Raw genomic sequence first — 22389 nt, 5'->3', positions numbered from 1 at the left:
ACCTTCGTCCGTTGTCCAAGGGCAGACCGCCAGTGATAGCACAGCCCCGGGCGGGGGTGCAGTAGGCTGGGCCGCCCCTGTTGAAATTTGGGGGAATGCAAGAACTATGCATCTTAGCATTGCCACCGCCATCCGCCCGGTCAGAAGACCCCGTCCGCGCAGGGGGATTGAACTGATTTCCTTGTCCGGCAATGACTTACCCTCGCTTCGGCGGACCTCCAGAGGGGTATTGGCACCTACCCATGGCATCATGCCCAGGCACCTTCCCCCTGCCCCCTCCCGCGTGCCCATGACGATCAAAGGCAAAGCCACCTCCCTGGACATCGCCCACCTGGCCGGGGTCTCCCAGCCGACCGTGTCGCGAGCCTTGCGGGGCAGCCCGATGGTCAATGCCGAGACCCGCGAGCGCATCCTGCGCATCGCCCGCGAGCTGAACTACAAGGTCGACAAGAACGCCTCCAGCCTGCGCCTGCGCAACGCCGGCACGCTGGCCCTGCTGTTCTTCGAGGACCCGACCAACGACGACTCGCTGATCAACCCGTTCTTCCATTCGATGCTGGGCTCGATCACCCGCGCCTGCGCGCTGCACGGGCAGGACCTGCTGGTCTCGTTCCAGCAACTGTCCACCGACTGGCAGGCCGATTACGAGGACAGCAACAAGGCCGACGGCATCATCCTGCTCGGCTACGGCGACTACCACGAATCGCGCGACCGCCTGCAGCGGCTGGTCGAACAGGGCACGCACTTCGTGCGCTGGGGCGCCGCCCTGCCCGGCCAGCCCGGCGTGTCGATCGGCAGCGACAACTTCCAGGGCGGGCATGACATCACCACCCACCTGCTGCAGCAGGGCTGCCGCCGCATCGCCTTCCTCGGCCATGCCTCCAGCCATTACCCCGAATTCCAGGAGCGCTACCGCGGCCATGTCGCGGCCCTGCAGGACCACGGCCTGGCCGCCCAACCGGCGCTGCAGCACGATGCGATCACCACCGAGGCTTCCGGCCAGGAGGCCTGCCAGGCGCTGCTGGCGCGCGGCGAACCGATCGATGCGATCTGCGCCGCCAGCGACCTGATCGCCATCGGTGCGATGCGCGCCCTGCGCGAGGCCGGGCTACGGGTGCCGCAGGACGTGGCGGTGACCGGCTTCGACGACATCCCGCTGGCGGCCTCGGTATCCCCGGCGCTGACCACGGTCCAGCAGGACACCAAACAGGCCGGCCAGCTGCTGGTGGAGCGCCTGCTGACGCTGATCGGCCGGCAACCGGTGGAGAGCCAGAGCATCCCGGTGAAGCTGGTGGTGCGGGAATCATCGCTGCGCCGGTAAGCGCCACCAGACCTCCCGCCACGCCTCAACGTGCGACGGCGGAATTCTCCCCCCATGACCAACGGCGGATGCGCACGGAAGCCGATGCGCGGATAACGCGCAGACATCGCCCATGGAAAGGTGTACGTCGCATGCTGAAGATCGATTCGCTGTCCAAGACGTACGCCAACGGCGTGCATGCTCTCAACAATGTCAGCCTGGACATCCCGCGCGGCATGTTCGGCCTGCTCGGCCCGAACGGCGCTGGCAAGTCGTCGCTGATGCGCACGCTGTCGACCCTGCAGGAGGCCGATAGTGGCACGGCCACCCTCAGCATTCCAGGCGAGGCGCCGATCGACGTACTGCGCGACAAGGACGCGGTGCGTCGCCGCCAGGGCTACCTGCCGCAGGATTTCGGCGTCTACCCCAAGGTCAGCGCGCTGGACCTGCTGGAGCATTTCGCGGTGCTCAAGGGCCTGACCCAGCGCGCCCAGCGGCGCGAGATGGTCGATGGCCTGCTGCAGCAGGTGAACCTGTGGGACGCGCGCAAGCGCAAGCTCGGCACCTACTCCGGCGGCATGCGCCAGCGCTTCGGCATCGCCCAGGCACTGCTCGGCGACCCGCGGCTGGTGATCGTCGACGAACCCACCGCTGGCCTCGACCCGGAAGAACGCAACCGCTTCCTCAATCTGCTGGCGGCCATCGGCGAGAACGTGGCAGTCATCCTGTCCACCCATATCGTCGAGGACGTGACCGATCTGTGCCCGACGATGGCGATCATGAACAAGGGCCAGGTGCTGCTGACCGGGCGCCCGGCCGATGCCATCGACGCGCTGCAGCAGCAGGTCTGGCGCAAGCAGGTCGATCCTTCCGAGCTGGCCGACCACGAGGCGCGCTACGTGGTGCTGTCGACCCGTCTGGTGGGGGGCCGCCCGGTGATCCACGTGCACAGCGCCAATGATCCCGGCGATGGCTTCGCGGCCGTGGCTCCCGACCTTGAGGACGTGTACTTCCAGCGCCTGCGCCTGCAGGCCCGTACCCGCGCGGCAGCCTGAGCGGAGTACGCCATGATCCTCAACTTCTTCCGCTTCGAGCTGCGCGAGCAGCTGCGTTCCCCGCTGCTGTGGCTGCTGGCCGGGCTGTTCGCCGTGCTCGCCTTCGCCGCGGCCTCCAGCGACGCCGTGCAGATCGGTGGCGGCACCGGCAACGTGCACAGCAACGCGCCGACGGTGATCGCGCAGATGCTGGGCATCTTCACCCTGCTCGGCATGCTGGTCACCGCGCTGTTCGTCAGCAATGCGCTGCTGCGTGACTTCGAGCTCGGCACCGCCGAACTGATCTTCGCCAGCCCAGTGAAGCGCCACGACTATCTGGCCGGACGCATCGCCGCAGCACTGGCGGCTGGACTGCTGGTCTACGTGGTGATCGCGTTCGGCCTGTGGCTGGCGCCGTTCATGCCCTGGGTCGATCCCGAACGCATGGGCCCGATCAGTTGGCAGGGCTATGCCTGGACCTTTGCGGTCATCGTCATTCCCAACCTGCTGTTCACCACCGCGCTGCTATCACTGCTGGCCGCGGTGACCCGCTCGATCCTGTGGGTCTACATCGGCCTGGTGGCCTACCTGGTGCTGTACGGCGCCAGTGCCGCCCTGCTGCGCGACATCGACAACACCTGGATCGCGGTACTGAGCGAGCCGCTCGGCATGCGTGCACTGGGCCGCACCATCCGCTACTGGTCCACCGCCGAACGCAACAGCGGCATTCCGGCGCTGGCCGGTTACCTGCTGGCCAACCGCGCCCTGTGGCTGGGCGTGGCCGCGGTGCTGTTCGCCGCCACGTTCGCGCTGTTCCGCACCGAACGCAGCGGCAGCGGCCGCCGGCGCTGGGGACGCAGGCCGGCGCAGCCGGTTGCCGATGCCGCCGGCATCCGCCCCAGCCGCGCGACACTGCCGCGCGTGGTACCGGCGTTCACTGCCACCACCGCGTGGCAGCAGTTCCTGCGCCAGGTCCGCTTCGATACACGCGGCGTCCTGCGCAGCGTGCCGTTCATCGTGCTGCTGGTACTGGGCCTGGCCAACTTCCTGCCCAGCGCGCTGTTCCGGCAGACCCTGTACGGCACCTCGATCTGGCCGGTCACCTCGCAGATGATCATGGGGCTGCAGGGCGCCTTCAGCTGGCTGCTGGTGATCATCGTGTTGTTCTTCGCCGGTGAGCTGGTCTGGAAGGAACGCGGCGCGCGCATCAATGAAGTGACCGACGCCATGCCGGTGCCGAACTGGGTACCGCTGCTGGCCAAGTTCACCGCACTGCTGGCGGTGATCGCCTGTTTCCAGGCGGCCGGCGCGCTGGCCGCGATGAGCGTGCAGCTGGCCAAGGGCTATACGCACCTGGAGCCGCTGCTCTACCTGCGCAGCCTGGCGCTGGATTCGGTGGTCTACATCCTGATGGGGGGCCTGGCGCTGGTGCTGCAGGTGCTCACCAACAACAAGTTCGTCGGTTACGCGCTGCTGATCGTGGTGATGATCGGCCAGGGCGTGCTGGGCATGCTCGACTACACGCAGAACATCTACAACTTCGGCAGCTGGCCGATCGCTCCCTATTCGGACATGAACGGCTACGGCCACTTCCTCACCGGACAGCTGGCGTTCCAGGGCTACTGGGCGTTGTTCCTGCTCGCGTTGATGTGCGTGGCCTCCGCCTTCTGGGTGCGCGGTGTCAGCCAGGGGCTGCGCCAGCGCCTGGTCCTGGCCGGCCGCCGCCTGCGCGGCCCGACCGGTGCCTTTGCGGCGCTGGCAGCAGTGGCGTTCGTCGCCGTGGGCGGCTGGCTGTACTGGAGCACCAACATCCGCAACGAGTTCCTTTCTCCGGATCAACAGCTGGACCTGCAGGCCCGCTACGAACGCGAATTGTCGAAGTACCGAAATCTGCCACAGCCCCGCGTCGTGGCGGTGGACAACCGCGTGGACCTGTCCCCCGAATCGCAGTCGATGGTGATCGATGCGAACTGGACGGTGCGCAACCTGCACGCCCAGCCCATTCCGGAACTGCATGTCTCAATGGGTGACGACAAGCAGCTGGTGGCGGCCGATCTTGGCGGACAGAAGCTGACCTTCCACGACAAGGATCTCGGCTACCGCATCTACCGGCTGGACACACCCCTACAACCGGGCGAAAGCCGTAGCGTACATTTCCGGGTAGTGCAGAAGCCCAATGGCATCACCGCCGGCCAGGCGCCGAGCAACCTTGTGGACAACGGCACGTTCTTCAACAGCCGCGTGCTGCCCTCGTTCGGCTACAACGAGGGCGCGGAGATCACCGACCGCAACGAGCGGCGCAAGCGTGACCTGGGCGAGCCGCGGCGCATGCCCAAGCTGGAAGATGAAGCCGCGCGCGCCAACACCTACATTTCCAACGATGCCGACTGGCTCGATTTCCGCACCACGGTCTGCACCGCGCCGGACCAGGTCGCGCTGGCCCCGGGCTACCTGCAGCACGAGACCACGGTCAATGGCCGGCGCTGCTTCAGCTATGCCATGGACCGCCCGATGCTGAATTTCTACGCCTACCTGTCGGCGCGTTGGGAGGTCCGCAAGGGCAAGTACAAGGACATTCCGATCGAGGTCTACTTCGACCCGGCACACGGCTACAACGTGGACCGGATGATCGAGGCGGTGCAGAAGTCACTGGCCTACTACGAAGCCAATTTCACGCCGTACCAGCATCGCCAGGTACGCATCATCGAGTTCCCGGGCTATGCGCGCTTCGCGCAGTCGTTCGCCAACACCATTCCGTATTCCGAAGCGATCGGCTTCATCGCCGACCTGCGCGATCCGGACAAGGTGGACTACGTTTTCTACGTGACCGCGCACGAGATCGCACACCAGTGGTGGGCACACCAGGTGATCGGCGCCAACGTGCAGGGCGCCACGGTGCTGTCCGAGTCGCTGTCGCAGTACTCGGCGCTGATGGTGATGGAGCAGGAATACGGCCGCCAGCACATGCGCCAGTTCCTCAAGCGCGAGCTGGACGGCTACCTGTCCGGGCGCGGTGGCGAGGCCATCGAGGAGCAGCCGCTGGAGCGCGTGGAGAACCAGCAGTACATCCACTACCAGAAGGGGTCGCTGGTGTTCTACCGGCTGCGCGAGGAGATCGGCGAGCAGGCCCTGAACCGCGCCTTGAAGCGATTCCTGCAGGACAAGGGTTACCAGCAACCGCCCTACACCACCTCGCGCGAACTGCTGGGCTACATCCGCGCCGAGACCCCGGCCGACCGCCAGCAGCTGGTCACCGACCTGTTCGAGAAGATCAGCTTCTACGACAACCGGGTGATGGCCGCCAGCGCCCGCAAGCGTGAGGACGGCCGCTACGACGTGACCCTGGACCTGCATGCGGCCAAGCAGTATGCCGATGGCAAGGGCAAGGAAAGCGACGGAAAGATGGATGATTGGGTCGAGATCGGCGTGTTCGCCAATGGCCCCTCCGGCAAGGAACGCGACCAGAAGGTGCTGTACCTGCAGCGCCACCACATCACCAGCGCCGAGCCGAAGATTACGGTGACCGTGGATGAAAAGCCGGACGAAGCAGGCTTCGACCCGTACAACAAGCTGATCGACCGGGTGAGCGACGACAACCGGCGCAAGGTGACGATGTGAGGCCCCAAGCAGGCGAGCATGGTTCGGCTCTACTGTAGTGCCGAGCCATGCTCGGCACATGGCCCGGACTGGCCGCGCGGATTCAGCGCGCGGCCTTCGGTCCCAGCAACGCCAGCAGTACGTACACCACGATCGAGGCGACGGTACCCAGCGCCGCCAACAATCCGAATGCCCACGCCGAGCGCCCCTGCTGCCGCGCCCACTGGGCCAGATGCCAGGCAGCGCCCAGGTTGATCAGCCAGGCAATGACGAACACCGGCCACAGCACCATGCCCACCGCGCGCAGCAGCGGCATGGCCACCAGGGCGGCAACGATGGCCGCGATCAGGAAGATCAGGGCCGAGCGGGAATGGCGTGATCGTGCCGGCGCGTCGGCGGGTAGTCCTCTGAGTTCCATGGCGAAGCCTCGATCCCGATGTCGCCCAAGGGGATCACGGACGGCGTTCGAAAGGAAGCCTTCTGTAGCGTCGAGCCGTGCTCGACTGATCAGGCATTGCGCGGAAGGCAGCCGAGCATGGGCTCGGCTCTACAGGACAATCAGCCCTGGGCGAAGTCCTTCAGGATTTCGCCGATACCGCTGGGCGAGATCTCGAAGCCCAGCGACGTGCCGGGGTTGATCACCACGCCGTAGCCACCCGGTACGCGGCGCAGCACGTCCAGCATCAGCCAGCGGATCTGGTGGGGGACCTGCTGGCTGTAAATGCCGACCCGCGACGGGTCGGTGAACACTGCCACGTGCAGGGTGCCCTGCTTGTCGAACAGCAACGGGTCGAAGCCGCTGCCGTCGGGGGTTACCAGGCTGCCGGTCAGCAGCACCACCTCGGAGGCAACGAAGGCCTCCATGAAGGCGCGGATCGGCACGGCACCGTCCATCGCCGCCTTCAGCAGGGTTTCGATCGGGGTCTGCGGGGCGAGGTCGGTCATGGCAACGGCGGGGAGATAGGGGCTCCTATTGTAGAGCCGAGCCCACGCTCGGCTGCCCCTATCTGCGTTCCTCAGAAGCGCAGCCGAGCATGGGCTCGGCCCTACAGCCGCCTGGGCCAGGCCCATCAACGCCCCAGCCGCTGGTCCCGCGCCTGCTGGTCGGCCATCGCCTTGTCCAGTTCGGCCTGCAGCGCAGGCTGCTGCACAGGCGCATCCAGCACGTAGACCTTCACCCCATGCGCCGGCACGTCAGCCTTCAGCTGGCGCTTGACCTGCACCGTGCCGCCTCCCAGTGCGTCGCGCCAGGTACCGGCCTGCAGGTAGCGCTCCACCTCGAAGGTGCGCGCCGCATCGCCCTTGTTCAGCAGCACCAGCGCCGTCTGCGCCACATCGCCGTGCTGCAGCACGCGGAAGAACACCGCCTCGTCACCCTGCAGCCGCTCGTTCACCTGCAGGCCACGCTGCAGTGCCGGGGTCGCTTCACGCAGTTTGGCGATGCGCTGCAGCGGCACGAAGATCGGGCTCTGCGGCGCGGCGTCCACGCGCGTTTGGCCAAAGTAGGCCCGGTTGCCGGCATGCTCGGCGCGGCCGCGCATGAAGCCGGTTTCCGAACCGTAATAGACCACCGGAATGCCGCGCGCGGTGAACAGCCAGTTGTGCGCGTCGATGAAGCCGTTGTCACTGGCCTGCAGGCGCGGCATGTCGTGGTTGTCGTAGAAGCTCATCAGCTCGTACGGGTTGGCGTACGGACCACCGCTCAGGTGCAGCGGCTCGGCCAGCATCTCAAAGCCTTTTCCGGCGGTGCCGAAGGTCTGCTCCAGCGCGCCACGCAGCGGGAAATCGAGCACGCTCACGTTCGCATTGGCCGGCCAGGTGTGCTCGGCGATGCGCGCGGCATCGTAGTCGAACGCTTCGCCGAACATGAACATGCCCGGGTGCTCGGCGCGGATTCGCTTGACGAAGGCGTGCCACCACGGGTGCGGCAGCCAGCCGATGGTGTCGATGCGCAGCGCGTCCACGCCCTGCGCGGTCCATTGCAGATAAGCACCGACCAGGTAGTCCATCACCGCCGGATTGTCCTGGTTGAAGTCGGACAGCTCGGCCAGGTTGCCATCGAAGATCGAACCGTCCTTGCTGTCGACCGGACCGATGTTGTTGTAGAACGCGTGCAGCGGGTTGTGCTTCGGGTCCAGCTTCTGCGGCGGCAGGTTCTGGTGGTCGGCAATCAGCGTTCCATCCTTGTCGAAGATCTGGCCGAACTGCGGTTGCCGCGTGGGCATGGTCCAGGCCGGCGAACCGTGGTTGCCGACGATGTCCAGCACCACCTTCAGGCCGGCGCCGTGCAGGCCCTTGGTCAGGCCGGCGAAGTCCAGGTCCTTGCTCGGCAGGTGCTCGTCGAGTGTGTAGAAGTTGATGCCCCAGTAGCCGTGGTAGCCGGTCTTGCCGCGGTCGGTCAGCGTGCTGGTGCAGCTGATCGGCTTGCTGCCGGTGAAGGCTTCATCCGGGTTGTCGACGATCGGCGTGATCCATACCGCACCGAAACCCAGGCTGCGGATGTACTGCGCATTGTCGAGCACGCCGCGGAAGTCACCGCCGAGGTAGCCGATGTTGCCGTCCACCTTGTCCGGGCACGGCACCGGGATATCGAAGGTGCGGTGCTTGCCACCCTGGTCGCGGTGATCGTTGGAGGGATCGCCATTGACGAAGCGGTCGGTGACCACGAAGTACACCGCATCGCTGGCGAACGGCTCGGTGGTACCAACGTAGTCCGGGCGCGGAGTGGCCACGGCCTGGCCGGCGAACAGGGCAAGGGAAACAGCAACAGCCAACGCAGCACGCATCACACCACCTCCGGACGGGACGGAACCCGCAGCACGCACAGGCCGGCGACGAACAGGCTGCAGCCGCCCAGTACCAGCACATGCATCGGCTGGCCACCCAGCCACGCGCGCAGCGCAAAGCCGAGCGCGCTGGCCGCGACCAGCTGCGGGATCACGATGAAGAAATTGAAGATGCCCATGTACACGCCCATCTTCGACGCCGGCACGCTGTCGGACAGCAGCGCATACGGCAGCGACAGGATCGACGCCCAGGCGAAGCCGACGCCGACCATCGACAGCAACAGCCAGTGCGGGTCGCGGATGAACATCAGCGAGACCAGACCGGCGCCACCCAACCACAGGTTGACCAGGTGGCTCCAGCGCAGGCCGATGGCACGCACCATCGGTGGAATCAGTACCGCAGCCAGCGCAGCGAAGCCGTTGTAGGCGCCGAACAGTACGCCCACCCAGTTGGCGCCCTCGTTGTAGGCCGCCGTCTTCGGGTCGGCCGAACCGAAGTGGACACCAGCCACCGCCGCGGTGGTGTAGATCCACATTGCGAACAGCGCGAACCACGAGAAGAACTGCACCCAGGCCAGCCGCCGCATGGTCACCGGCATCGCTCGCAGGTCGCCGACGATGGCGGCCAGCATATGCGTGCCAGGCAGCGCGCGGGCCACGGCCAGCAGCAGGCCGTAGCCTGCACACAGTCCCGCCAGCACGTACAGCATCCTGTCACCCTGGCGCCAGGCGATCAGCAGGGCCAGCAGCACGCCCAGCCCCAGCCACAGCGCCACCTGCGTCCACGGTGCCGGTCCGCTGACAGCGCGCGCGGCATGGTGCGAAGGTGGCTCGGCATCATCGAATGCAGCCAGCTGTGCCGGCGAATACTCGCGGGTACTGACCACCGTCCAGGTGATCGCCGCCAGCAGCACCACCGCGCCGAAGTAGAACGCATAGCGCACGGTGTCCGGCACTTCACCGGCGGCAGCCGTATTGGCCACGCCGAAGTGGGCAAGGATGAACGGCAGGAAGCTGGCGACAATCGCGCCCACGCCGATGAAGAAGCTCTGCATCGCATAGCCGGTGGGCCGCTGCCGCGGTGCCAGCTGGTCGCCCACGAAGGCTCGGAACGGTTCCATCGACACGTTGATCGAAGCGTCGAGCACCCACAGCGTGCCGGCGGCGATCCACAGCGTCGGCGAGTTCGGCATCACCAGCAGGGCAAGCGTGGTCAGCACCGCACCGATCATGAAGAACGGACGGCGGCGGCCCCAGCGCGTCCACGTGCGGTCGGACAGGTAGCCGATCACCGGCTGCACCAGCAGGCCGGTCAGCGGTGCGGCGATCCACAGCCCGGGCACCGCCTCGATGTCCGCGCCCAGCGTCTCGAAGATGCGGCTGGCATTGGCATTCTGCAGCGCGAAACCGAACTGGATGCCAAGGAAGCCGAAACACATGTTCCAGATCTGCCAGAACGACAGCTGCGGTTTGGCGGGACGATTCATCGTGCGCCCTCTTCCACGGCCACCTGCACCACCTTCAATGCCAGCACCTGCGCCTGGTTGAGCACACCGTCGCGCCCGCCCTTGCCACCGGTGTAATGCGCGAAGTGTTCCAGCGCGCTCATGTTGAAACCCTCTTCAAGCGTGACCGTGCACGGTCCCTTGGGTACTGCGAACGTCGCCGCCGTGGAATCCTGAACGGCCACGCTGTGCGGCAAGGCAACCGTGTGCCGTTGCAGCGGCTGGCCCGCGCACTGCAGCGCCAGCTGCTTCACCGCAGCGGTGACGCCCGTATTGATCGGCCCGTTCGGGTTGGCGTACTGCAACCGCAGGCGTACGTGCCCGGCCTTGGCCGAAGTGAACTGCCAGCGCTGTCCCCCTTTCAGCCGCTGCTCCGGCCCGACACAGACCATCGGGCTGTGCAGCGATTCCAGCCGGCCTTCGCGGCGGGTCAGGCTGAGGCAGTGCTGCAGGCCATCGTCGCTGATGCGCGCCACGCCGTTGCTGGCAGTGACTGCCTTGCCGTCCTTCCACAGCACCTGATCGGCTGCCACCGCAACGTTCCAACCCGCGCCCTTGCGCAGGGCCTGCGGTGCCACCGGCGTGACCGGCGCACGGGCGTTGGCATCCGCAGTCGTGGCAGCGAAACCAGTTGCTGCCGGGGCGGCGACCAGCTGCACCGTCGTGATGCTGCCACGCGTGGTGGTCCTGCCTGACACCAGCAGGCCATCGCTTACGGTCTGCGGGCGCTCCAGCACGTAGCGCTTGCCGTTGGCCTCCAAGGTGATGCGGCGCTGCTTGCCGAACAGCTCGGGCACCAGGCTGGCCGGCAGTTTGGGCTGCACGCTGCCATCGTCCTGCACGCCGAATACACCTTCGACCACCATCGACAGGTACCCCGCCACCGACCACAGCTGCCGCTCGGAATTGACCACCGGGCCGCTCAGCGCGCCTTCCTCGACATGCACCGCCTGGCTGACCAGCTCGTAGTTCTCCATGTTGGAACCGGCCAGCGCGGCACCCTGCATCAGCGAGCGGATCTCGGCGGCGATGCGCGGCGCATCGTCCAGCTGCCGCGCTGCACGCAGCGAATAGGCGCTGACGAACGGCCAGATGGCGCGGTTGTGGTAGATCGGCTGCTGCGCTTCCTGCGGCCAGACCACCGGGCTGCCAGCCGGCCCGATCGGGTACGCCGCCAGCGCACGGCGCGCACGCTCGGGCGGCAGCACGTCGGCCAGGATGCCCAGCGACAGGCCGAGCAGATCCACCTTGGCATACGGCACCTGATGCGCGGCTTCACCGATGTAGCTCATGTACTGGCCGATGTCCTCTCGCCAGAAGCGCGCATCGATCTGCTGCGCCAGCGCGTCGGCCCAGGCCTTGTATTCGGCCGCACGGGCGTCACCACGCTGGGCCGCCAGCCGCTCGGCCAGGCGCAGCGCCTGGTAGTGCAGCACGTTGGTGGACAGCGCGTAGGAATCACCGATGAAGCGCACATCCTCGCGGGTCCAGTCCGGATAGGTCTGTTCGCGCCAGTCCAGGAACGAGGTCTCGCCGCGGTACAGGCCCACCTGCGCGTCGAACACCATCGCGCGGTCCTGCGCCAGCGTGCCCTGCAGCGCCTGCCAGACCTGATCGGCAAACGCCGGATCATCCAGCAGGTGGCGCGCAGCCAGGAACCACACCACGCGGTCGCTGCTGATCGGCCAGCTGCCGCCGGACCCGGTGTCCTGCGCCACGAACAGGCCGGGCGTGTGACCATCGCGGGCCGCCGACAGCTTGAACTGCAGCGACTGCCGGGTGCGCTGCGGATCCAGCCGCGCCAACGCCAGATCGGCGGCGAAGCTGACATCGCGGGTCCACACATAGGGCCAGCGCGCGCCGGTCTGGAAACACTCGCACGGCACCGGCCGACCCTCGTCGAACGCAGGATCGCGGATCGCATCCACGCGGTCCTGGTCCATCTCCTGCTGGGCCAGCGCGAACAATGCATCGAACATCACGCTGCCAGTCTGGCTGCGCATGGGCGCGGCGGCAATGTGCACCTCACCCTTCGGCGCATGCAGCACGAAGCTGCCGTCGGCGGTGGCCTCGGCGCGCGCATGGCGGCCGTCGAATTGCAGGTCGGCCGCCTGCGCGGTCGGTCCCAGCGCTGCCCCGAGGGCAGCGGTCAGGCAAATGATCTTCAGCATCGAAGCGGCGGACCGGCTTGCGCCCGTCGGCCTCCCTCCCTCTCTGCACGCGTTGTAGGTCCGTACCGTCGTTGCCGGCGGGCGGGCGCGGCCCCTCCCTCAAGGGGCCTTGGCCCCATGGTAGACGCGGGACTGTCGGCTGCGCCCAGCTGCATACGTATTCATGGCGCTGCGCCGTAGCGCGCCGGCTGCGCTGGCTTATGGTCCGGGTCTGCCAACGGCGCCTTGGGAGGGGAAATGCCGATGTCACCCACTGCTGCACGCAGCGCGCTCGCGCATGTGTTCGGCCTGGCATTGCTGGGAATGGCGGCGCTGTCGCAGGCTGCGCCGCAGGTTGTCAGCGTCGAATCGCCGGGCAAAGTGCTCAGGGCCAGCCTGGTGCTGGACGGCGGCACGGCGCGCTATCGCGTCGAGCGTTTCGGCCAGACCGTGGTGGAGGATTCGAAGCTGGGCTTCGCCCTGCGCGACGGCCGGCTGGATCGTGATTTCGCGGTGATCGGCCAGCAGCAGCGCAGCGTCGATGAAAGCTGGGAACAGCCCTGGGGCGAACGCCGGGTCACCCGCAACCACTTCAACGAGCTGATCGTGCAGCTGGCTGAGACCACTGGCAGCGAGCGCCGCCTGGATGTGGTGTTCCGCGTCTACGACGACGGCCTCGGCTTCCGCTACGTGTTCCCCGAGCAGCCCAACCTGCGCGAGGCGATCATCGACGACGAGCTGACCGAGTTCGCCATTGCGCCGGAATCAACCGCCTGGTGGATTCCTGCCGGCGAGCCGATCCACTACGAATACCTGTACCAGCGCACCCCGCTGCGCGAAGTGCCGCTGGTGCATACGCCGATGACCCTGCGCAGCCGCGATGGCCTGCACGTGGCGATCCACGAGGCCGCGCTGGTGGACTACGCCGGCATGTGGCTGCGCCGCACCGAGGGCCAGCGCCTGCGCGCGCAGCTCTCGCCCTCGGCCGAGGGCTGGAAGGTGCGCCGCGCCCTGCCCTTCGCCACACCGTGGCGCACGCTGCAGATTGCTGACCGCGCAGGTGGGCTGGTCGAGTCAGACCTGATCCTCAACCTCAACGAGCCCAATGCGCTGGGCGACGTGAGCTGGGTGAAGCCAGCCAAATACCTGGGCGTGTGGTGGTCGATGCACCTGGACAACGAGAGCTGGGCTACCGGCCCGAAGCATGCGGCCACCACCGCCAAGACGAAGAAGGTGATCGACTTCGCCGCTGCGCACGGCTTCCGTGGCGTGCTGGTGGAAGGCTGGAATCCCGGCTGGGACGGCATGTGGGTGGGCAACGGCTACGAATTCGATTTCACCCGCGCCACGCCCGATTTCGATATCGACGCGCTGTCGGCGTATGGCCTGAAAAAGGGCGTGCACCTGATCGGCCACCACGAAACCGGCTGCGCCATCGAGCACTACGAGGATCAGCTGGGCGCCGCGCTGGACCTGTACGCACGGCTGGGCGTGGACCAGTTCAAGACCGGCTACGTCTGCGACGATGGCCAGGTCGACCGCCGCAACCCAGCCGGCGGCCCGCTCTGGCGCGAGTGGCACGACGGGCAGTTCATGGCCCGCCATCACCTGAAGGTGGTGCAGGAGGCCGCGCGCCGGCACCTGTCGGTGAACCCGCATGAGCCGATCAAGGACACCGGCCTGCGCCGCACCTACCCCAACTGGATCTCTCGCGAAGGCGCGCGCGGCATGGAGTACAACGCCTGGGGCCAGCCGCCGAACCCGCCGGAGCACGAGGTCAACCTGGTCTTCACCCGGATGCTGGCCGGGCCGATGGATTACACCCCCGGCATCCTCAGCCTGAAGGGCCGCCACGGCCAGGCCATCCCCAGCACGCTGGCCCGCCAGCTTGCCCTGTACGTGGTGTTGTACAGCCCGATCCAGATGGCCGCCGACCTGCCCGAGCACTACCTGCAGCACCGCGAGGCGTTCCGCTTCATCGAGGACGTGGCGGTGGACTGGGAGCAGAGCCGCGTGCTCGATGGCGAAGTGGGCGACTACGTGACCATCGTGCGCCGCGACCGCAACAGCCGCGACTGGTTCCTCGGCAGCATCACCGATGAAAACGGCCGCGTGCTGCCGGTGTCGCTGGGCTTCCTGGAACCCGGCGTGCGCTATCGCGCAGAGATCTACCGCGATGGTGACGGCGCCGACTTCCGCAGCAACCCGTTCGCATTCGTCCGGGAAACCCGCGAGGTGACCAGCGCCGATGCCCTGACGCTGGTGCTGGCGCCGGGCGGTGGGCAGGCCATCCGCTTCACGCCGATCCGCTGAACGTTTTCCTGCCTGCGCCCCCGTAGCGCCCGAGCCCACGCTCGGGCGGCGGTGCGCAGCACCAAAATGCAGCCGAGCATGGGGCTCGGTTCTACAGAACGAGACACTTGAAAGCGATTACACCCCTGCAAACGCCATTGAATACGTATGCAGGGTGATTCCCGCGAAGAATGCGCTGCCTACCATAGCGGCGACGACAGCGGCCACCGCGTCGCACGTTCACGGCACCGCCGGAACGCTCACAGATCGATCTGCAACATTGCCTGGGAGGGGAAAATGTTGAACCACAAGCGCAGTGCGCTGAGTCTCGCGCTGGCCGTTGTGCTGGCGCCGACGCTCGCGTCGGCACAGTCCACGCAGAGCACCACCACGCCGGCCGGCACCGCCGCCACCAACCTGGATACGGTGCAGGTCACCGGCATCCGCCGCGGCATCGAGAGCGCGATCGCGGTCAAGCAGGACGCCACCTCGGTGGTCGAAGCGATCTCCGCCGAAGACATCGGCAAGCTGCCCGACGTCAGCATCGCCGAATCCATCTCGCGCCTGCCCGGCCTGGCCGCCCAGCGCGTGGCGGGCCGTGCGCAGGTGATCAGCGTGCGCGGCCTGTCACCGGACTTCGCCACCACCCTGCTCAACGGCCGCGAAGTGGTCAGCACCGGTGACAACCGTGGCGTCGAGTTCGACCAGTACCCGTCCGAGCTGGTCAATGGCGTGACCGTGTACAAGACCCCGGATGCCGCACTGGTGGGCCAGGGCCTGTCGGGCACCATCGACATGCAGACCGCGCGTCCGCTCAGCTTCGGCGAGCGCGTGATCGCGGTCAGTGGGCGCTACCAGAAGAGTTCGCTGGGCCGCGCCGCCAACATCGATCCGTACGGCAATCGTTTCAGTGCCAGCTACATCGACCAGTTCTTCGACAACACCCTGGGCATCGCCATCGGTTACGCGCACAGCGACATGCCGATCCAGGAGAACCAGGTCGGCCTCTACGAGCCCTGGACCACCGAGCACACCGACAAGGGCGAGCGTCGCGGAATCGCGCCAGGCACCTACTTCACCGATGGCATCAAGGCACTGCGCCGTACCGGCAACAACAAGCGCGACGGCGTGATGGCGACGATCCAGTTCCGTCCGAGCAACAGCTGGACCAGCACCTTCGACGCGTTCCACACCGAAGCCGAGCAGATCGACACCGCCAACCAGTTCGAGCTGAGCCTCAGTGGCAATGGCGAGGACAGCAACAATCCCAACGCGATCCTGCCGGTGTTCAGCAATGTCGGCCGCAATGCCGATGGCAGCTTCACCGGTGGCACGATCAGCAATGCGTACCCGCTGGTCCGCGGCATGTACAACAAGCGCAAGGACAAGATCGACGCGTTCGGCTGGAACAACGAGTTCAACGTCGGCGGCGTGAAGCTGGTCGCCGACCTGAACTACTCGAAGGCAACCCGCCGCGAGATCAACCTGGAAAACAACCTGCAGCTGGTGCCGCGCCCGCAGTTCGACACGATCGGCCTGGCGGTGAACAACAACAGCTTCTCGCAGATCACGCCGGGGCGTGACTACTCCAATCCGGGCAGCCTGTTCCTGACCAATACGATCTATGGTTCCGGCTACGGCAAGGTGCCGGAGGTCGAAGACCGCTTGAAGGGCGCCAAGCTGGCGGCGACGCTGCCGGTTCCCGAGGCCATGTCCAGCTGGTTCTCGGATGTGGACGTGGGCGTGAACTATGCCGACCGCCGCAAGCAGAAGGCCCAGGCCGAAGGCAACATCCTGCTCGGCGCCCAAGGCGAATCCACCATCGCCCCGGACCTGCAGTACCGCCCGGTCAACCTCGGCTTCGCCGGCATCGGCTACATCCCGTCGTGGAACGTGCCGGCAGCGGTGGGTCGCTACATGACCTTCAAGCCGGTCGACAATCTGGACTACCTGATTCCCAAGTCGTGGACGGTCGAGGAGAAGATCACCACCGCGTGGGCACGCCTGAACATCAACACCGACATCGGCGTGGTCGGCGTGCGCGGCAATATCGGCGTGCAGATGCAGCACACCGACCAGAGCTCGGATTCGCGCTACTGGGACAGCTCGCAGCCGGCTGGCAGCAACATCCAGCCCTTCTCTGCCGGCAAGACCTACAAGGATTGGCTGCCGAGCTTGAACCTGGTGTTCATGTTCCCGCACCAGCAGACGCTGCGCTTCGCCGCCGCCAAGCAGGTCGCGCGCCCGCGCGTGGACCAGATGCGTGCCGGCCTGGAATTCGGTGTGGATACCAACAACGGCCGCCCCGGTGGCAGCGGCGGCAATCCGCTGCTGGATCCGTGGCGCGCGACCGCGCTGGATCTGTCCTATGAGAAGTACTTCGGCGAGAAGGCCTACGTCGCAGCGGCGATCTTCTACAAGGATCTGAAAAGCTACGTCTACACGCAGTCGGTGGACAACTACGACTTCAGCGGCCTGCTGGGCAACTACGTGCCGCCACCGGGCATGACCGCACCGGTGCTGACCACCGGCACCTTCTCCACGCCGCAGAACGGCAAGGGCGGCACGTTGAAGGGGCTGGAACTGACCGGGTCGTTCCCGCTGGAGATGCTGACCGACAGCCTGCGTGGCTTCGGCGTGCAGGCCAGCGCGACCTTCAACAAGAGCGACATCACCATCCTGGATCCGGAAAGCGCCTCCAGCGTGGGCAGTGACCCGATCAGCCTTCCCGGCCTGTCCAAGCGTGTCTACAACTTCACCGCCTACTACGAGCGCAGTGGCTTTGAAGCACGCGTGAGCCAGCGCCGCCGCTCGGACTTCATTGGTGAGATCGGCAACTTCAACGGCAACCGCACGCTGCGTTACGTGGTAGGCGAGAACGTGACCGATGCACAGGTCAGCTACACCTTCAGCGACAGCAGCAGCCTGCGCGGGCTGACCCTGCTGCTGCAGGGCAGCAACCTGACCAACGAGCCGTACCGCACCTATGCCGGCAGCAAGGACCGCCCGCTGGAGTACATCGAGTGGGGCCGCACCTACATGCTGGGCGTGAACTACAAGTTCTGATCACGACCGGGTAGTGCCGGCCGCTGGCCGGCAACACATGGGGAGCAGGACCGGAAACCCGCTGCGCAGGCAGCGGGTTTTCTTCTGCGCGGATGCCGGCCGTTGGTCGGCCAGGCCCACCCACAAAAAAGGGACGGGGCGCTTCGGCCCCGTCCCCGCAAGTACCGCCACCGGAGAAAACGGTCAGCTGCGTCGGGCGCAATACACCGCGCGCGGCGGCAGCTGGAGTTCATTGCCCTGCACCGTGCCCGCATCCGGGCCCGGTACCGCCACCTGCTGCCAGTTGCCCGGCGGCAGCGGATGGCGCACCGCCTCGGCCGACAGGTTGAAGGCCAGCAGAAGGGTTTCATCTGCAAGCATACGCTCGAACAGCAGCACTGGCTCGGTACTGTCGATGAAACGGATGCTGCCATGCAGAAGTGCCGGCTGACTGCGCCGCCAGGCCAGGAATGCCCGGAACGCGGTCAGCACCGAGTGCGGGTCGCGTTCCTGCACGGCCACCGCCGCCGCCCGGTGCTCGGCCGGAATCGGCAGCCACGGCTGGCCGGACGTGAAACCGGCCAGCGGCGCATCGGTCCACGGCATCGGCGTGCGGCAGCCATCACGGCCCTTGAAGTTCGGCCAGAAGGTGATGCCGTAGGGGTCCTGCAGGGCCTCGAACGGCACCTCGGCCTCGGCCAGGCCCAGCTCCTCGCCCTGGTACAGGCACACCGAGCCGCGCAGCGAGCACAGCAGCGCCACCAGCATACGCGCCAGCCGCGGGTCGGCCGGGTGCCCGCCCCAACGGCTGACCGCCCGCTCCACGTCGTGATTCGAAACCGCCCAGCACGGCCAGCCTTCGGTCATCGCCGCTTCCAGGCGGGAGACCGTGTCGCGGATGTAGGCCGCGCTGTAGTCGTCCACCAGCAGCTCGAAGCTGTAGCCCATGTGCAGGCGGCCGCCCCGGGTGTACTCGGCGGTGGTGGCCAGCGAGTCCTCCGAGGAGATCTCGCCCAGGCTCACCGCGCCCGGGTACTCGTCCAGCAGCGCGCGCAACTGCTCCAGGAAGGGCAGGTTCTCCGGCTGCGTGTTGTTGTAGTAGTGGTACTGGTACGCGTAGGGGTTGTCCGGGCTGAAGCCGCGGCCCACGCGCTTGTCGGCGGGCTTTGGCGGGTTGTCGCGCAGCTGCGCGTCGTGGAAGCAGAAATTGATGGCGTCCAGGCGGAAGCCGTCCACGCCGCGGTCCAGCCAGAACCGTACGTTGTCCAGGGTGGCCTGCTGCACGTCCGGGTGGTGGAAGTTCAGGTCCGGCTGGTCGACCAGGAAGTTGTGCAGGTAGTACTGCTCACGGCGCGGCTCCCACTGCCAGGCGCCGCCACCGAACAGCGACAGCCAGTTGTTCGGCGGGGTGCCGTCCTCGCGCGGGTCGGCCCACACGTACCAGTCGGCCTTCGGATTGCTGCGGTCCTGACGGCTCTCGCGGAACCAGGCGTGCTCGATCGAAGTGTGGCTCAGCACCTGGTCGATCATCACCTTCAGGCCCAGGCCGTGCGCCTTGGCCAGCAGGCGATCGAAGTCGTCCAGACTGCCGAACAGCGGGTCGACGTCGCGGTAGTCGGCGATGTCGTAGCCGAAGTCGGCCATGGGGGACTTGAAGAACGGCGAGATCCAGATCGCGTCCACGCCCAGCGCGGCAATGTGGTCCAGCCGCTCGATGATGCCCGGCAGGTCGCCCACGCCATCGCCGTTGGCATCGAGGTAGCTGCGCGGGTAGATCTGGTAGATGACGGCTCCGCGCCACCATGGATAGTGCGACATCGACAGCCCCCCTCCGGGCATGCAGGGCCCGCCGGAAGCGGGCCGAAATCCTGTTCCGGCAAGCTTAGCGGCGGCCTCCCGGGCATGGCGCGGCCTGCATACGTATTCACGCAGGCGGCAGCCTTGGCGGGGCCGCGGACGCCGGCCAGCCCGGTTTGCGCCCGAATTCACGGCCAGCGCCTATAATCAGTGGTGAGCCTGAAAGCCTGATCGCATGACCATCACCGAAGACACCCGTCCCGCCCTGGGCCTGCCCCAGATCCAGTCGCTTGCTGCGGCCGACATGGCCGCCGTCGATGCCCTGATCCGGCGCCGGCTGTCTTCGGACGTCGTGCTGATCAACCAGATCGCCGATCACATCATTTCCGCCGGCGGCAAGCGCCTGCGCCCGATGCTGGTGATGCTGGCCGGCCGTGCGGTCGGCAATGTCGGCGCGGACCACCACCAGCTGGCCGCGATCATCGAATTCATCCACACCTCCACCCTGCTGCACGACGACGTGGTGGACGAATCCAGCCTGCGGCGTGGCCGCAGCACCGCCAACGCGCTATGGGGCAACGCGCCGAGCGTGCTGGTCGGCGACTTCCTGTACTCGCGCAGCTTCCAGCTGATGGTCGAGCTGGAGCGCATGTCGGTGATGCAGATCCTGGCCGATGCCACCAACCGCATCGCCGAGGGTGAGGTGCTGCAGCTGCTGCACGTGCACAACCCGGACACCGACGAAGCGGCTTACCTGCGCGTGATCGAGCGCAAGACCGCGGTGCTGTTCGCCGCCGGCACCCGCCTGGGCGCGCTGGCCAGCGGTGTGGACGAAGCCACCCAGCAGGCCCTGTTCGACTACGGCATGCACCTGGGCTACGCGTTCCAGATCGCCGATGACGTGCTGGACTACTCGGCCAACGCTGACGAGCTGGGCAAGAACCTGGGCGATGATCTGGCCGAAGGCAAGGCGACGCTGCCACTGATCCACGCGATGGCGCACTCCGACGATGCCACCCGTGAGCGCCTGCGCACCATCGTGCAGGACGGCGACGCCTCGGCGATGCCGGAAGTGCTGGCCGCGATCCGCGCCACCGGCGGCCTGGAGTACAGCCGCGCGCGTGCCGAGGAATACGCCGACGCCGCCGAGCGTGCGCTCGATGGCCTGGGTGATAACGATGCGGTGGCCGCCCTGCGCGGCCTGGCACGCTACGCGGTGCAGCGCTCGCATTGACCAACTCCGGTAGTGCCGGCCGCTGGCCGGCATTCCCGCCGCTGTGGGTGGGTGCCAACCTTGGTTGGCACGCCTTTGTTTACCGGAAACGCTCCTCGAAGAACTCATCCAGCGCCTTCCAGGCGCGCTTGGCCGCCCGTTCGTTGTACTGGCAGCCCGGCGGGCTGTTCGCATCGCGCTCGGCGAAGCAGTGCACCGCACCGCTGTAATTGGTGAACTCCCAATCGACCTTGGCCGCGTCCATTTCCTTCTGGAAACCGGCGATGTCCTCGGCGGTCACGCTCTTGTCGTCGGCACCATTGAGCACCAGCACCGACGGGTGCGTGCCACCGGCCTGCGCCGGCAGCGGCGAACCCAGCCCACCATGCAGGCTGACCACACCGGCCAACGGAGCGCCGGCCCGGGCGAGCTCCAGCACCGTGGTGCCGCCGAAACAGAACCCGACCGCGCCGATCCGGCTGGCATCCAGCGGCACCTTGCCGGCCTGCGCCTTGAGCACGTTCACCGCCTCCAGCGCGCGGGCACGCAGCAACGGCCGGTCGTTGCGCAGCTTGGTCGCTACCGGCCCGGCCTCGGCATCGGTCTTCGGCCGCACACCCTTGCCGTAGACATCGGCCACCAGCACCACGTAGTCGTCACCGGCCAGCTGCTTGGCCTTCTCGATGGCCGATTCGTTCACGCCCTTCCAGTTCGGCACCATCACGAGGCCAGGGCGCTTGTCATGCTCGCCGTCGTCATAGACCAGCACGCCACTGAAGGTCGTTCCCTGGTGCTTCCATTCCACCGGCTGCGCCTTCATCGCCGCCCACGCCGGCAGCGCCGCCAGGCCCAGGATCACCGCCACACCGCATCGCCAACGTTTCATGCGCCTGCTCCGCAAGAAAAAGGGGACGGAGGGGATCAAGCCGTATTCGCCCCTCCCGCGTCGCATTCTGCATTGGCGACGTGACGCAGGTGTGGTTGGATACGACTTGATCCCCTCCGTCCCCTTTTTTCGCATGAACCTTGTTGATCGCTTTCTGTCTGGCCTGATCCCGCGCCTGCCTGCCGACGATGCCCCGCAGTGGGCCCACGTACGGGGCGCCAGCGCCGAGGACCTGCAGCGCCTGCGTGTGCAGTGGCCGCAGGTGCCGGACAGCCTGGTGGAACTGCTCTCGCGCGTGGATGGCACGCACTTCCGCGAATACCCCGGCGGCGAGGTCTGCGTGCTCATGCTGGGTTCGGACGTCGAGGACGGCGGCTATCCCTACTACCTGCGCTCGGTGGCACAGATCTTCGAGGACCAGCAGCAGTGGGACGACAGCATCCGCTCGATCTACGAGGAGTGGCTGGATGACGAACCGGAGATCCTCGGCGACGGCATCGACGCCGACGTGCCGATGAACCGCCGCCTGTGCTTCTCGCACTGCATGAACAATGGCGGCACCTCGATGCTGTACCTGGATTTCGATCCGGCGCCGCGCGGCACCGTCGGCCAGGTGGTTCGCTACCTGCATGATCCGGACAGCTATGCGGTGATCGCGCCGAGCTTCGATGTGTACCTGCAACAGTTGATCGATGGCGGGTACGCGTTCCTCGATCAGGACGACTGAAATCCAGCCGAGCATGGGCTCGGCTCTACAGTAGATCCACGCCATGCGTGGATGGCG

At 66.8% G+C, this 22389-nt stretch carries 14 protein-coding genes; 7 read left to right on the top strand and 7 right to left on the bottom strand.

Annotated elements, in window-relative coordinates:
• The first annotated feature begins 289 nt into the window (after window positions 1-289).
• The 3 genes from ACZK0Z_RS05755 (at window position 290) to ACZK0Z_RS05745 (ending at window position 5952) form a co-directional block, all read left to right on the top strand.
• Window positions 290-1321, top strand: a complete 1032-nt coding sequence (locus ACZK0Z_RS05755) for a substrate-binding domain-containing protein (RefSeq protein WP_197632832.1) — start codon at window positions 290-292, stop codon at window positions 1319-1321.
• 131 nt (window positions 1322-1452) lie between these two features.
• Window positions 1453-2355, top strand: a complete 903-nt coding sequence (locus tag ACZK0Z_RS05750; RefSeq protein WP_478449475.1) for an ABC transporter ATP-binding protein — start codon at window positions 1453-1455, stop codon at window positions 2353-2355.
• A 12-nt stretch (window positions 2356-2367) separates the two neighbouring features.
• Complete coding sequence (locus ACZK0Z_RS05745; RefSeq protein WP_336339885.1) at window positions 2368-5952, top strand: ABC transporter permease/M1 family aminopeptidase; 3585 nt, start codon at window positions 2368-2370, stop codon at window positions 5950-5952.
• A gap of 82 nt (window positions 5953-6034) precedes the next feature.
• On the opposite strand, the gene ACZK0Z_RS05740 is transcribed toward ACZK0Z_RS05745, so the two are convergent.
• The 5 genes from ACZK0Z_RS05740 to ACZK0Z_RS05720 all read right to left on the bottom strand — a co-directional run bounded on the left by ACZK0Z_RS05740 (window position 6035) and on the right by ACZK0Z_RS05720 (window position 12393).
• Window positions 6035-6349, bottom strand: coding sequence for a hypothetical protein (locus ACZK0Z_RS05740; RefSeq protein WP_049430031.1), 315 nt, complete (start codon window positions 6347-6349; stop codon window positions 6035-6037).
• 140 nt (window positions 6350-6489) lie between these two features.
• Window positions 6490-6876, bottom strand: a complete 387-nt coding sequence (locus tag ACZK0Z_RS05735; RefSeq protein WP_049430032.1) for an SseB family protein — start codon at window positions 6874-6876, stop codon at window positions 6490-6492.
• A 125-nt stretch (window positions 6877-7001) separates the two neighbouring features.
• Window positions 7002-8717: an alpha-amylase family glycosyl hydrolase gene (locus tag ACZK0Z_RS05730; protein WP_197632836.1), complete on the bottom strand. Its 1716-nt coding sequence runs from the start codon at window positions 8715-8717 to the stop codon at window positions 7002-7004.
• Window positions 8717-10204, bottom strand: coding sequence for an MFS transporter (locus ACZK0Z_RS05725; protein WP_049430034.1), 1488 nt, complete (start codon window positions 10202-10204; stop codon window positions 8717-8719). The genes ACZK0Z_RS05730 and ACZK0Z_RS05725 overlap by 1 nt, the downstream gene beginning before the upstream one ends.
• A complete protein-coding gene (locus ACZK0Z_RS05720; RefSeq protein ID WP_197632838.1) occupies window positions 10201-12393 on the bottom strand; it encodes a glucosidase family protein in 2193 nt (730 codons plus the stop codon). Before ACZK0Z_RS05720 ends, ACZK0Z_RS05725 begins: the two co-directional genes overlap by 4 nt.
• A gap of 243 nt (window positions 12394-12636) precedes the next feature.
• Between ACZK0Z_RS05720 and ACZK0Z_RS05715 the strand changes: the two genes are divergently transcribed.
• Together ACZK0Z_RS05715 and ACZK0Z_RS05710 are read left to right on the top strand one after the other, a co-directional pair.
• Window positions 12637-14685 carry a glycoside hydrolase family 97 protein gene (locus ACZK0Z_RS05715; protein ID WP_404830730.1) on the top strand — a complete coding sequence of 683 codons (2049 nt, stop codon included), beginning with the start codon at window positions 12637-12639 and terminating at the stop codon, window positions 14683-14685.
• A 276-nt stretch (window positions 14686-14961) separates the two neighbouring features.
• A complete protein-coding gene (locus ACZK0Z_RS05710) occupies window positions 14962-17730 on the top strand; it encodes a TonB-dependent receptor (RefSeq protein ID WP_197632841.1) in 2769 nt (922 codons plus the stop codon).
• Between the two features lie 183 nt (window positions 17731-17913).
• On the opposite strand, the gene ACZK0Z_RS05705 is transcribed toward ACZK0Z_RS05710, so the two are convergent.
• Entirely contained in the window at window positions 17914-19527 is a 1614-nt protein-coding gene (locus ACZK0Z_RS05705; protein WP_049430037.1) for an alpha-glucosidase, read from the bottom strand.
• 214 nt (window positions 19528-19741) lie between these two features.
• On the opposite strand from ACZK0Z_RS05705, the gene ACZK0Z_RS05700 reads away from it, so the two are divergent.
• Window positions 19742-20740, top strand: coding sequence for a polyprenyl synthetase family protein (locus ACZK0Z_RS05700; protein WP_049430038.1), 999 nt, complete (start codon window positions 19742-19744; stop codon window positions 20738-20740).
• 79 nt (window positions 20741-20819) lie between these two features.
• Here ACZK0Z_RS05700 and ACZK0Z_RS05695 read toward each other — a convergent pair whose 3' ends face one another.
• On the bottom strand, window positions 20820-21605 hold the full coding sequence (locus ACZK0Z_RS05695; RefSeq protein WP_049430039.1) for a dienelactone hydrolase family protein: 786 nt from the start codon (window positions 21603-21605) through the stop codon (window positions 20820-20822).
• A gap of 133 nt (window positions 21606-21738) precedes the next feature.
• On the opposite strand from ACZK0Z_RS05695, the gene ACZK0Z_RS05690 reads away from it, so the two are divergent.
• Window positions 21739-22332 carry an SMI1/KNR4 family protein gene (locus tag ACZK0Z_RS05690; RefSeq protein WP_049430040.1) on the top strand — a complete coding sequence of 198 codons (594 nt, stop codon included), beginning with the start codon at window positions 21739-21741 and terminating at the stop codon, window positions 22330-22332.
• Window positions 22333-22389 lie beyond the last annotated feature (57 nt).

It is taken from the genome of Stenotrophomonas sp. 116085_Sma, from assembly GCF_056479585.1.
The sequence above is the reverse complement of the archived record's forward strand: the minus strand, read 5'-3'. Positions and strand labels throughout refer to the sequence as shown.